This window comes from Petrimonas sulfuriphila (assembly GCA_038561985.1).
In the GTDB taxonomy this organism is placed as follows: Bacteria; Bacteroidota; Bacteroidia; order Bacteroidales; family Dysgonomonadaceae; genus Petrimonas; species Petrimonas sulfuriphila.
This window is the reverse complement of record CP073276.1, coordinates 261,443-275,592: the sequence shown is the minus strand read 5'-3', so window position 1 is coordinate 275,592 and position 14,150 is coordinate 261,443. Positions and strand designations below refer to the sequence as shown.

General features: G+C 48.3%; 7 protein-coding genes. All 7 read left to right on the top strand.

From position 1 onward, the window contains the following. Nucleotides 1–72 precede the first annotated feature (72 nt). The 7 genes from KCV26_01070 to KCV26_01040 all read left to right on the top strand — a co-directional run bounded on the left by KCV26_01070 (nt 73) and on the right by KCV26_01040 (nt 14,141). Nucleotides 73–918, top strand: a complete 846-nt coding sequence (locus KCV26_01070; protein WZX37012.1) for a diaminopimelate epimerase — start codon at nt 73–75, stop codon at nt 916–918. 3 nt (nt 919–921) lie between these two features. After that, a complete protein-coding gene (locus tag KCV26_01065) occupies nt 922–2,136 on the top strand; it encodes an LL-diaminopimelate aminotransferase (protein ID WZX37011.1) in 1,215 nt (404 codons plus the stop codon). Nucleotides 2,137–2,419: 283 nt separating this feature from the next. After that, nucleotides 2,420–4,615 (top strand): glutamine synthetase III, encoded by a 2,196-nt coding sequence (locus KCV26_01060; protein ID WZX37010.1) that lies wholly within the window; start codon nt 2,420–2,422, stop codon nt 4,613–4,615. Between the two features lie 69 nt (nt 4,616–4,684). Continuing rightward, a complete protein-coding gene (gene gltB / locus KCV26_01055) occupies nt 4,685–9,223 on the top strand; it encodes a glutamate synthase large subunit (protein WZX37009.1) in 4,539 nt (1,512 codons plus the stop codon). 37 nt (nt 9,224–9,260) lie between these two features. Further along, nucleotides 9,261–10,691: a glutamate synthase subunit beta gene (locus tag KCV26_01050; GenBank protein ID WZX37008.1), complete on the top strand. Its 1,431-nt coding sequence runs from the start codon at nt 9,261–9,263 to the stop codon at nt 10,689–10,691. Between the two features lie 127 nt (nt 10,692–10,818). After that, nucleotides 10,819–12,498 (top strand): asparagine synthase B, encoded by a 1,680-nt coding sequence (gene asnB, locus KCV26_01045; protein WZX37007.1) that lies wholly within the window; start codon nt 10,819–10,821, stop codon nt 12,496–12,498. Nucleotides 12,499–12,536: 38 nt separating this feature from the next. Beyond that, a complete protein-coding gene (locus tag KCV26_01040) occupies nt 12,537–14,141 on the top strand; it encodes a CTP synthase (protein ID WZX37006.1) in 1,605 nt (534 codons plus the stop codon). The last annotated feature ends 9 nt before the right edge of the window (nt 14,142–14,150 follow it).

The following is a 14,150-nucleotide window of genomic DNA, read 5'->3' as shown; positions in this document are numbered from 1 at the left end:
ATCTAATCTTTATGATTAATTTTGTATAATAAATGAGAAAAATGAAATTATAAGTGCGTAAAGTTAATCATTATGAAATTTACAAAAATGCACGGGACCGGTAACGATTATATCTATATAAACGGTTTTGTGGAAAATATTGAAAATCTATCGGAGCTGTCCTTGAGATTAAGCGACCGGCACAAGGGTATTGGTTCCGATGGGTTGGTTGTGATACTGCCTTCCGAAGATTGTGATTTTAAAATGCGCATGTTTAACTCCGACGGATCGGAGTCGGAGATGTGTGGTAATGCTTCCCGGTGTATAGGAAAGTATGTTTACGAAAAGGGCCTGACCGATAAGACCGAGATTACGCTGGAAACGCTTGCCGGTGTTAAGGTGTTGAAGCTTTGGTTGAACGAAGAAAAACGGGTCGAAAAAGTAACTGTGGATATGGGCGCGCCTGTTCTGGATGCTTCGTCCATCCCTACTGCTTTCAGTCAATCGCCTGTAGTTAAAAGTCCCTTGCCGGTAAGCGACGATGCAACTTACGAGGTTACCTGTCTCTCCATGGGTAATCCGCATGCCGTGCTCTTTATGGATAAGATCGATGAGCTTGATCTGTCTGAAATCGGGCCGGTAATCGAACATGCACCCTGTTTCCCCAATCGTACCAATACCGAATTTGTAGAGGTAGTTTCGGATCGTTGGTTGATAATGCGTGTTTGGGAGCGCGGTGCCGGTGAGACGCTGGCTTGCGGTACCGGAGCTTGTGCTGCGGTGGTTGCGGGCGTCCTTAATGGTTTGGTGGGCCGGTCTGCAACCGTACAATTGCGGGGCGGTGATCTGGAGATCGAGTGGAGTGAGGACGACAACCGCGTTTACCTTACGGGTGATGCTGTGACTGTGTTTGAAGGAGAAATAAAATTAGATGAGTGACCTATGCCCTATATCAATGAGAACTTTATTAAGATTCCGGCAGCCTATCTTTTTTCAGAGATTACCAGGCGTGTGTCTCAATATGCGTCAGAAAACCCGGGTGTTGACATCATACGTATGGGTATCGGGGATGTGACGCTGCCCTTGCCGGATGTTTGCGTGGATGCGATGATAAAAGCTGCTGATGAGCAGCGAGAAGTTGAAACGTTCCGGGGCTATGGGCCCGAGCAGGGGTATGACTTTCTTCGAAAAGCGATTGTGGAAAATGATTTTGCGTCGCTAGGTATAGAACCCGACGAGATTTTTGTAAGCGACGGGGCCAAAAGCGATACGGGGAATATCGGCGATATTTTCAGTGGGGACAACAAGGTGGCCATCACCGATCCGAGCTATCCGGTTTATGTGGATACCAATGCCATGGGAGGGCGAGCGGGAGAGTTTGTAAATGGGTGTTGGACTGACCTGGTTTACTTAACATGCAACGAGTCGAGCCAATTTATCCCCGAACTGCCGGCGGAAAAAGTGGATATTGTCTATCTCTGTTACCCTAACAATCCTACAGGCACGACACTTACAAAAGACCAGCTGGCTGCATGGGTGAATTATGCACTGGAAAACAGGGCGATTATTCTTTTCGATGCAGCTTATGAAGCGTTTATTACGGAAAAAGATGTGCCGCACAGCATCTATGAGATCGCCGGTGCAAAAGAGGTGGCCATCGAGTTCAGGAGTTACTCCAAGACGGCTGGATTTACCGGGACAAGGTGCGGCTATACAGTTGTTCCCAAATCGGTAAGGGCATCCTCGGAAAACGGGGGGCGTGTCAGTCTCAACAAGCTTTGGCTCCGGAGGCAGACGACAAAGTTTAACGGGGTTTCCTATGTTGTACAGCGGGCGGCAGAAGCTACTTACAGCCCGGAAGGCAGAAAGCAGGTTGATGAGCTTATCCGATACTATATGGAGAATGCCCGGGTAATTCGTGAAGCGCTTCAGGCCATTGGCTTGAGTGTTGTTGGCGGTGTGAATGCCCCGTATGTTTGGGCAAAAACACCGGATGGGATGAGCAGTTGGGATTATTTTGATTTCCTGCTGAAAAAAAAGCATATCGTTTGTACCCCCGGAGTTGGATTTGGCGCTTCGGGGGAAGGGTTTGTGCGTTTCTCGTCATTTGGAGATAAGGACAGAATCGCTGAGGCTGTTCGGAGAATGGTGCGCTAATTAATTTTTTTTTTTGGACGAAAGAAGGTGTGTCGGAGAAATCCAGATACGCCTTTTTTGTGATTTATGGTTGACAATGACAATTCAAATCTATGCGAAGGAAGTGAAAGATGGCGGCATGGTTGTCAAAATGATATGTTTTAAATAAAATAAAAGAAATTTGCTGTTTTTCTTGTGTGTAAAAATCAAAGTGTTTATCTTTGCGTCGATAAAAAATCAAAAAGATATAGTATATTGATTATTTGTGGATATTTGAAGCTAAACATTTAAAATAAAATTCATTATGTCAACATTGAGATTCAGTGCAATTGTGGAAGCATCAAAGCGCCTTCCCGTGATGGAGGAAGCTCCCAAGGGGCAACCGTCGGATTATTATGGCAAGTACGTTTTTAATCGGAAGCAGATGGCTAAATACTTATCCAGGGATACAATAAAAGTAATCGTGGATGCCATAGATGAGGGTATAACGTTGCCGCGTGAAATTGCAGAACACGTTGCAGCAGGAATGAAAATGTGGGCAATGGAAATGGGGGCCTCTCACTACACGCATTGGTTCCAGCCGCTTACGGACGGAACGGCGGAGAAGCACGACAGCTTTATTGACTATGTTGATGCGCCGGGAGGCGATATTATAGAAAAATTTTCCGGCAAGTTACTGGCACAGCAGGAACCGGATGCCTCAAGTTTCCCCAGCGGCGGTATCCGGAACACTTTTGAAGCCCGTGGGTATACCGCATGGGATCCATCATCGCCCGCCTTTATTGTTGACGATACCCTTTGCATCCCAACGGTTTTTATTTCCTATACGGGTGAAGCGCTCGACTATAAGACTCCTTTGCTAAAGGCCTTATCCGCTGTTGACAAAGCAGCGGTAGAGGTGTGCCGGCTGTTTGACCCCAAAGTAAATAAAGTTTATTCCTACCTCGGCTGGGAACAGGAATACTTCCTTGTCGACCAGGCTTTGTACGATGCCCGTCCCGATTTAAACCTCACCGGAAGAACGCTGATGGGGCACGAGAGCGCTAAGAACCAACAGCTCGAAGACCACTATTTTGGTTCTATACCCCCCCGGGTTGCAGCATTTATGCGGGAAGTGGAGTTTGAAGCGTACAAGTACGGTATTCCGTTAAAAACACGGCACAATGAAGTTGCCCCCAACCAGTTTGAACTGGCCCCTGTTTTTGGGGAAACCAACCTTTCCATAGATCAAAACCTGCTGGTTATGTCGTTGATGCACAGGTTAGCCGCCAAGCATCACTTCAGGCTTGTTCTTCACGAAAAACCTTTTGCCGGCGTAAACGGATCAGGCAAACACAACAACTGGTCGCTGGGAACGGATACGGGAGTGGGATTGTTCACGCCCGGAAAGACCGCTCGTGAGAACTTGCAGTTTATCGTGTTTATTGTCAATACGTTGATGGCAGTTTACAAGAACAACGGATTGCTCAAGGCATCCATTATGTCGGCTCAGAATGCACACCGTCTGGGAGCCAACGAAGCGCCTCCGGCAATTATTTCTGTTTTTCTCGGAACACAGATTTCCGCTGTTCTCGATAAAATTGAAGAAAGCTCCGAAGACGACGATATTGCGGTAGATGAATTTCAGAAGATGAGGCTGGGCGTAGCCCACATTCCCGAAGTGCTGATCGACAATACGGACCGCAACCGCACATCACCGTTTGCCTTCACGGGAAACCGTTTTGAATTTCGTGCCGTTGGATCATCGGCTAACTGTTCTTCAGCAATGACTGCTCTTAATGCTTCGGTAGCCATGCAGTTGATTGAGTTCAAAAAAGAGATCGAGGTTAAAATGAAAACCGGGATGAAGAAAGAGCAAGCGATTTACGATACGCTCCGCCTTTATATCAAGGCATGTAAAAACATCCGTTTCGACGGGAACGGGTATTCCGACGAGTGGAAAGAAGAAGCCCAAAAACGGGGATTGAATTGCGAAACAAGTGTTCCGCTGATTTATGACACCTATATCAGCCGGGAATCGGTGGAATTGTTTGAAACCGTCGGAGTGCTGAACGAAAGGGAGCTTCATGCGCGAAACGAAGTAAAATGGGAAACCTACACCAAAAAAATTCAGATTGAAGCCCGCGTACTCGGTGATCTATCCATCAATCACATCATTCCGGTGGCCACGCAATACCAAACGATGCTGCTGGATAATGTGTACAAACTTCGCGGCGTGTTTGACGAAAAACAGGCGAACGAACTGAATAAGGACGATCTCGCCTTAATCGTGGACATTGCCAGGCACATCTCCGGAATCAAAACCAATGTGGATGCGATGGTAGAAGCCCGGAAAGTAGCCAATAAGATTGATAACGAACGAGAAAAAGCCGTTGAATATCACGATAAGGTATTGCCGTTTTTCGACGTTATCCGTTATCACATCGATAAGCTGGAACTGATCGTGGATAACCAGATGTGGCCCCTGCCCAAATACCGCGAATTGTTATTTATCAGTTGAAGCTGCCTTCCATGCTGTTTCAACCTGTTTTTCTTTTTGGACAAACGGATTTAAAAAAATACGAATACAATGTTTATCGACAATCCTTTACAGTATATAGCTGATTACGAGCGTAAAACCCTTTATTCTTTTCAAAATGAGCACGATGCCTGTGGCGTTGGGTTGGTAGTCTCGTTGAACGGAGACAAATCGCACGAAACGGTAGAAAACGGACTTCAGGTGCTCGAAAATATGGTGCACCGGGGGGCGGAAAGTGCAGACAACAAAACCGGAGACGGAGCAGGTATTCTCGTTCATATCCCCCACGAGTTTATTTTGCTTCAAGGAATTGAGGTTCCCTCTAAAGGCAAATATGGGACAGGCCTGGTTTTCCTTCCGAAAAATAAGCAAAAAGCCGGTGAATGCATTGATCTTATTCAAAAACTCACCGTGAAAGAGGATTTGCATCTGCTTGCCGTAAGGGACGTGCCTGTAAATTCTACCTGTTTGGGGGAGATTTCCCGCTCCAACGAGCCCGATATCAAGCAGGTTTTTATTACCGGAAGTTATCCGCAGGATGAATTGGAACGTAAACTTTATATCCTGCGCAAAAAAATTGAGAAAACTATTTTGCAGTCCGGTACAGCGGCCGACCGCAGTTTTTACATCGTCAGCCTCTCTTCCAGGCAGATGATTTACAAGGGAATGCTGACCTCCCTGCAACTGCGGGAGTATTTCCCCGATCTTTCAAATCTGAACTTTACAAGCCGGGTGGCCTTGGTCCACTCCCGTTTCAGCACCAATACTTTCCCTACCTGGGACTTGGCGCAGCCTTTCCGCATGCTTGGACACAACGGTGAGATCAACACTATCCGGGGCAACCGGCAATGGATGGAAAGCCGGGAAAGTGTTTTGAAATCCGGTGTCCTGGGGGATATACAGGACTTGTTCCCCATTGTTCAGCCTGCTATGAGCGACAGCGCATCGCTGGATAACGTGTTGGAGTTTCTCGTGATGTCCGGCAAAAGCCTTCCCCATGCCTTGGCCATGCTTGTGCCGGAGAGCTTCAACGACAAAAATCCGATTTCCGGAGATCTGAAAGCGTTTTACGAATACCACAGTATGTTGATGGAACCGTGGGACGGACCGGCTGCGTTGCTTTTCAGCGACGGGCAGTTTGCTGGCGGAATGTTGGACAGGAACGGACTTAGGCCGGCACGGTATACTGTTACGCATGACGATCAACTGATTATTGCTTCCGAGACCGGCGTACTCGAAATTGCTCCCGATAAAATAAAAGCACGGGGCCGTCTTCGTCCCGGGAAAATGTTGATGGTGGATACTAAAACAGGCCGCATTTTCTCCGACGATGAATTGAAAAAAACGCTTGCCGAAGCCTTTCCATACAGGAATTGGCTCAATAAAAACTGCAGCAACCTCGAAGAGATTTCCTCGGGACGGAGCGTGAACAATGAAATTCCTAACTTGAATACTTTACTGACCGCCTTTGGCTATTCGGAAGAAGATATTGAGAACCTGATTGTCCCGATGGCCAACGAAGGCAAGGAGCCTGTTTCGTCCATGGGCAACGACGCCTCGCTGGCGCTGTTTTCCCGGAAACCGCAACGCCTGTTCAACTATTTCCGGCAACAATTCGCACAGGTTACCAATCCCCCAATCGATCCGATCCGGGAGGAATTGGTGATGTCGCTCACCGGGTATCTGGGGGCAATTCATCAAAACTTGCTGGATGAGATTCCCCGCTTATCCAAAATCGTGAAAGTGAAAAGTCCGATCCTGACCAATACGCAGTTCGATATCCTGTTGAATCTGAGGTATAAAGGATTTTCAACCGCTGTCTTGCCGATGCTTTTCAACCCTGAGGAAGGTGCTGACGGATTAAAAAAAGCCATCGGCGAGCTGTGCCTTTTGGTAGAAAGAGCCGTAGATGAAGGGAAAAATTACATTGTCTTAAGCGACCGGGGAGTTGACAAGAATCACGCTCCAATTCCTTCCCTGCTGGCGGTTTCTGCCGTGCATCATTATTTGGTGGAAAAAAGGAAGAGGATTCAGATTGATATCGTCGTGGAAAGTGCCGAACCCCGGGAAGTGATGCATTTTGCCTTGTTGTTCGGCTTCGGAGCTAACGCTATAAATCCCTACCTCGCGTTTGGCGTGCTGGCGAAAAAAGTGAAAACAGGCGATATCCAGCTTGATTTCGAAACGGCAAAGAAAAACTACATCAAGTCGGTCAACAAAGGACTGCTTAAAGTTTTGTCAAAAATGGGAAACTCGACGCTGAGGAGTTACCGTGGAGCACATATTTTTGAAGCCATCGGCATCTCTTCGGGCGTACTGAATACTTATTTCAAGGGAATTTCGTCAAAGATAGAAGGCATCGATATGGACGACATTGCCCACGAGGTGCTGCTGCCATTTTTCGAATCATTCAACGAGGCCGATAACGGGGCGTCTCGCCTGGAGAACCTGGGTATTTACGCTTACCGCAACAACGGGGAATACCATGCCTGGAACCCCGAAACTGTTTCCCGTTTGCAGATTGCAACCAAAACCAACAACTACGGCCTGTTTAAAGAATATACCCGAACGGTGGACGATAAACCCAATCCGGCTTTCATAAGGGATATGCTCGATTACAAACGGAATCCGATTGACATTTCGGAGGTGGAGCCGGCCGCAAACATCATGAAGCGGTTTTGTACAGGTGCCATGTCGTACGGCTCCATCAGCCGGGAGGCACACGAAGCGATGGCCATTGCCATGAACATCATCGGAGGAAGAAGCAATACGGGCGAGGGCGGTGAAGATCCCGAAAGATACAAGAAGCGGGACGACGGATTAAGTACCCGTTCGGCCATTAAGCAGGTTGCTTCCGGGCGTTTTGGCGTTACCGCCGAATACCTGGTGAATGCTGATGAGCTTCAGATAAAAATTGCACAGGGAGCCAAGCCGGGTGAAGGAGGCCAGCTCCCCGGCTATAAGGTGGATAAAATCATAGCCAGGACAAGGCATTCCATTCCCGGAATTTCACTGATTTCACCGCCACCTCACCATGATATTTACTCTATCGAAGACCTGGCGCAGCTTATTTTCGATTTGAAGAACATCAATCCTTCGGCCGTCGTGAGCGTCAAGCTGGTTGCGGAGAGTGGGGTAGGTACCATCGCGGCTGGTGTTGCCAAAGCCAAAGCCGATTTGATCCTGATAAGCGGTAGCGAAGGCGGAACGGGGGCAAGCCCTGCCAGTTCCATCAAGCATGCGGGGTTACCGTTGGAAATTGGGCTGGCCGAAATACAGCAAACGCTCGTGATGAATAATTTGCGGGGAGTTGTCCGTCTGCAGGCTGACGGACAGGTAAAGACTGGTCGCGACATCATTCTATCCGCGCTGCTGGGAGCCGAGGAGTTCGGATTTGCCACCAGTGCCCTGATTGTATTGGGTTGCGTGATGATGCGAAAATGCCACCTGAACACATGTCCGGTAGGGGTAGCCACACAAAATGCTGAACTTCGCAAACGATTTGTAGGGAGATACGAATATTTGGTGAACTTCTTTACGTTTCTTGCCGAGGAAACCCGTGAGCACCTTGCTCAACTGGGTTGCAGAACACTGGAAGAAGCTGTCGGACGGGCCGATCTATTGGAGAGGAAGCAGTTTCCCGATTTTCCAAAAACAGGTAAGATCGATCTTTCAAAAATTATATTTTTCCCTGGAGACGTTACCCCTAATGCGTTACATAAAATTTCGGATCAAGAACATAAGATCTGCGACGTCCTTGACAGGGAGTTGATTCGCAGATCGTCACCCGCGCTGGATTTACTTATGCCTGTTGAAATAAAGCTGAAGATAAGGAATACCGACCGTGCTGCCGGTGCCATGCTTTCTGGCGAAATAGCCAGGCGATACGGGCAGGCCGGATTGCCCGGTGATACGATAAAAGCTACGTTCGAAGGTTCAGCCGGGCAGAGTTTCGGGGCATTTCTGGCAAAAGGAGTTACCTTTCGCATCGAAGGCGATGCCAACGATTACCTGGGAAAAGGCCTTTCGGGCGGGAGAATCATTGTCGTCCCACCCCCGGGAAGCACGTTTAAGCCCGAAGAGAACATACTTTGCGGAAATACCTTGCTCTACGGCGCTACCTCGGGTGAGGTTTACATCAACGGAGTGGCCGGTGAGCGCTTCTGCGTGCGCAATTCTGGCGCTATAGCCGTTGTGGAAGGGGCCGGGGATCATTGTTGCGAATACATGACCGGTGGCCGTACGGTTGTCCTTGGGCCTACCGGACGAAATTTCGCTGCGGGCATGAGTGGAGGTGTTGCTTATGTCTACGATGAAAAGGGCAATTTCGACTATTTCTGTAACATGGAAATGGCTGAACTTTCACTCATTGAGGAAGCGGACGACCAAAAGGAACTTTATGGCCTTATTTCAGCGCACTACAAATATACCTACAGTCCGCTGGCAAAAAGAATCCTGAAAAATTGGGCAGCAAACGTGGAACGATTCATCAAAGTGGTCCCGATCGAGTATAAGAAAGTATTGCAGGAGGAGAAGCTGGTGGAGTTGGACAAGAAAAATAAAATAACCTCTATAACAGAAGCCCGGTGATCATTGCAAGGTGTAAACCGGTATAAATCAAGATAAAATGGGCAATCCAAAAGCATTTATAACCATTCCCCGCAAGGAAGCGGGATACAGGCCTGTCCTGGAGAGAGTTACAGACTTTGAAGAAGTGGAGCAGGCCTTGAGCCAGGAAGAGCGGAAAGTGCAGGCTTCCCGTTGCATGGACTGTGGAATACCTTTCTGTCATTGGGCTTGTCCGTTGGGCAACCGTATGCCTGAATGGCAGGATATGATTTACAAGGGAAAATGGAAAGAAGGAGTGGAGATTCTTCACGAAACCAATAACTTCCCCGATTTTACCGGGCGGGTTTGTCCTGCTCCCTGCGAAAAATCGTGTGTGCTTGCCTTGCACGAAGCGCCCGTAACCATTCGCGAAAACGAAGCATCGGTTACGGAGATCGCTTTTTTGGAAGGAATGATAAAAGCCCGTCCTCCCCGGCATCGGACAGGGAAAAAAGTAGCCGTCGTCGGTTCGGGTCCGGCAGGACTGGCTATTGCGCAACAACTCAACAGAAAAGGCCATGCGGTAACGGTTTTTGAAAAAGACAAAAGCCCGGGCGGATTGCTCCGGTATGGTATTCCGAATTTCAAGCTGGATAAAAAAGTGATTGACAGACGGTTGAGGCAGCTTGAAGAGGAGGGGATTGTTTTCAGGACAAGTACCGAAATAGGGAAGGATATTTCCGGTGCGGAGGTTATGAGTCGGTTCGATGCGGTATGCCTGGCGGTTGGCGCAGGGAAGCCGCGGGATATCAGCCCGACGGGAAGGGAGCTGGAAGGGATTTATTTTGCGATGGATTTCCTTTCCCAGCAAAACCAGCTCATTCTGGGTGAGCCGCTGACCCATACGGGTAAAATCTCGGCCAGAGACAAACACGTCCTCGTAATCGGCGGGGGGGATACCGGGTCGGATTGTGTGGGAACTTCCATCAGGCAGGGAGCAGCAAAGGTCACGCAAATAGAGATATTGCCCAAACCACCCGTTGGTAAAAACTCTTCTACGCCATGGCCTCACAGTTATCCAAATGTTTTGAAAACTTCCAGTTCGCATGATGAAGGGTGTGAGCGCCGTTGGTTGCTGAACACCATTGAGTTCAAGGGGGAAAATGGCACCGTAAAAGAAGCAGTGGTCGAGGAAATTAACTGGCAGAAAGCAGAGAATGGACGGTTGACCATGGTGGGCACGGGCAAAACTGAGACCATCAGGGCTGATATTGTCTTTTTAGCATTGGGGTTTGTCCACCCGATACACGAGGGGTTGCTTGACGAACTTGGTGTGGTTTATGATGTCCGGGGGAATGTTGCTGTAGACAGAGAAAGCCGGAGCTCGGTCGCAAACGTTTTTGCCACAGGCGATGCGGTGATGGGGGCCAGCTTGGTCGTAAAAGCCATTGCGTCGGGACGAAAAGTGGCGGAATGTGTCCATCAAATGTTGACCGAGGAAAAGGATTGAGGGCAAAGAGTCAGGAACAAAGAACCAAGAACCAAAAGCAAAGAGTCAAGAATAAAACTAATAGACTTGAAAATAGTCTGAATGCCTTATTCTAGGATGATTTCCAACTTAAAAAAATCAACTTGAAATGTGTGGAATTGTATGTACGTTTAATATAAAAAGACCGGCGGAAAGCTTGCGTCAGCAAATCCTGAATATGTCGAAAACCGTTCGTCATCGGGGGCCGGACTGGTCGGGAATTTTTGTTTCTGAAAAAGCTATCTTGGCGCACGAGCGATTGGCCATAGTGGATCCGAAATCCGGAAGACAGCCACTTTTCAGCAAAGACGGAAAGCTGGTATTGGCCGTTAACGGTGAAATTTATAATCACAGGGATATCCGGAAACAGGTTGAGGACAAATACGAATTTACGACCCAATCCGATTGTGAAGTGATTCTGGCGCTCTATCGGGAAAAAGGAGCGGGTTTTCTGGAAGATCTGAACGGGATTTTTGCTTTTGCGCTATACGATATGGAAAACGATCGCTTCCTGATCGGTCGCGACCACATCGGAATCGTTCCGCTCTATCAGGGGTGGGACAGGGATGGCGCTTATTATGTGGCTTCGGAACTCAAAGCGCTGGAAGGCCACTGCAACAGGATCGAAGAGTTCTTGCCTGGACAATACTATTACAGTCCGGACAAGGAGCCGTGCAGGTGGTATGTTCGTGACTGGATGGAGTACGGAAACGTGAAGGACAATCCGTCGGATGTTCAGGAACTTCGTCGGGCACTGGAGAATGCGGTTGAACGTCAGTTGATGTCGGATGTGCCTTATGGGGTCTTGCTTTCCGGCGGCTTGGACAGCTCCATAATTTCGGCCATAGCCAGGAAGTTTGCTGCCAAGCGCATCGAAACGGGCAACCGGGAAGAGGCGTGGTGGCCCCGGCTTCACTCGTTTGCCATCGGACTGGAAGGTTCGCCGGACTTGGCTGCCGCGAGAAAGGTTGCCAGCTATATTGGCTCCATTCACCACGAAATATATTTCACCGTCCGGGAAGGGCTGGATGCTTTGCGAGACGTGATTTATCATATTGAGACATATGATGTTACTACTGTCCGGGCAAGTACTCCGATGTACCTGTTGGCCCGCTATATCCGTTCAATGGGGGTGAAGATGGTGCTTTCGGGCGAAGGTGCCGATGAGGTTTTCGGTGGTTATCTCTATTTTCACAAGGCTCCCGATGCGGAAGAGTTCCATAAGGAGACCGTGAGGAAATTAAGTAAATTGCACCAGTACGACTGTTTGCGAGCCAACAAATCGCTGGCTGCATGGGGTGTGGAAGGGCGTGTGCCTTTCTTAGACAAAGAGTTTCTGGATGTAGCCATGCGGCTTAACCCGAAAGATAAAATGGCAGGGAACGGAAAAATTGAAAAACATATTTTGCGTAAGGCTTTTGAAGACTATCTGCCTCCAGAAGTGACTTGGCGGCAAAAGGAGCAGTTCTCCGACGGTGTGGGTTACGGCTGGATTGATTCCTTGAGAACCATTGCAAATGAGACAGTTACTGATGAACAAATGACCAACGTGAGATACCGTTTTCCTATAAATCCGCCACTGACAAAAGAAGAATATGTTTACCGAACCCTGTATTCAGACCTGTTCCCTTCTGATTCGGCTGCGCAGTGCGTTCCGTCTGTTCCTTCGGTAGCCTGCAGCACACCTGTCGCACTTGAATGGGATGAAGCGTTTAAGAAAAATGCCGACCCGTCGGGGCGCGCGGTGGGTTCAGTGCACGAAAGAGGGTACAAATTAATGCAGGAATGAAATAAATTTTTATCGAAATGTGTATCTTTACCGCAAAAATGGAAAAAACTAAATACATATTCGTGACAGGCGGTGTGGTGTCGTCTTTGGGCAAAGGGATTATCGCCGCATCGCTTGGCAAATTGCTGCAGGCACGCGGTTTCAGGGTGACAATCCAGAAACTGGATCCTTATATCAATATTGACCCGGGAACACTGAATCCGTATGAACATGGTGAATGTTATGTTACGGTAGACGGACAGGAAACGGATTTGGATTTGGGGCATTACGAACGTTTCCTCGGAGTGGAAACACACCGGGAAAATAACATTACCACCGGACGAATTTATCAGAACGTAATCAACAAAGAACGAAAAGGAGATTATCTCGGAAAAACGGTACAGATTATACCGCATATTACCGATGAAATAAAGGAAAACATCAAATCGTTCAGTCGGAAGGGGCTTGACTTTGTCATCACAGAAATTGGAGGTACAGTAGGGGATATCGAGAGTTTGCCCTACATCGAAAGTGTGCGTCAGTTAAAGTGGGAGTTGGGCAAAAACTGCCTGATCGTACACCTTACCTACGTTCCGTATATAGCGGCGGCGGGGGAATTAAAGACCAAGCCTACGCAGCATTCCGTGAAGATGCTTCAGGAGCAGGGTGTACAGCCCGATATCCTGATCCTGCGCACGGAGCACCCTATTTCAAAAGAGTTGCGGAAAAAGATTGCTTTATTCTGTAACGTGGAGCCTCAAGCCGTGATGCAATCGATTGATGCTTCAACCATTTATCGTGTTCCGCTGAATATGCAGCAGGAGAAGTTGGATGAGGTGGTACTTACGAAAATGGATGTTGATTTGGAAAAAACTCCCCGGGCCAATATGGAGGAATGGGCCGGTTTTGTGGAAAGGTTTGAAAATGCAACCGAAGAGGTGCATATCGGCCTAGTAGGCAAATACGTTCAGTTACCCGATGCTTATATGTCTATCATTGAGTCGTTGAAGCACGCCAGTGCCTTTCACAACAGAAGGCTCGACCTGAAGCTGATTTTGTCTGATGATATTACGCCGGAAAATGTCGGTGAAAAACTGCAAAACCTGGACGGCGTAGTTGTCGCACCCGGGTTCGGCCAGCGGGGTATGGAAGGCAAGTTTACCGCACTTGAATTTGTCCGTGAAAACAATATCCCCTGCCTCGGTATTTGCATGGGAATGCAGACGATGTCCATCGAATTTGCCCGGAATGTTTTGGGCTATGCCGATGCCAACAGTACCGAGATAGACCCCGGCACTTCGCACAACGTGGTGGATATCATGGAAGAGCAAAAACACATCCTAAACCTGGGTGGCAGTATGCGGTTGGGCGCTTATACCTGCCAGCTTAAAAAAGGGAGCAAAGTGAACGCCATTTACAACAAAACCGAAATCAGTGAACGCCACCGCCACCGTTATGAGTTTAACAACGCCTACAGGGACGAATTTGAAGCTGCTGGAATGATCTGTAGCGGGCAAAACGATACGCTCAACTTGGTGGAAATCATTGAGCTTATCCACCACAAATGGTACATTGGCGTACAGTTCCATCCCGAATATAGCAGCACTGTTATCCATCCGCATCCGTTGTTTGTGAGCTTTGTTGGGGCAGCGAAGGGCCTGTAGGAAGCATCA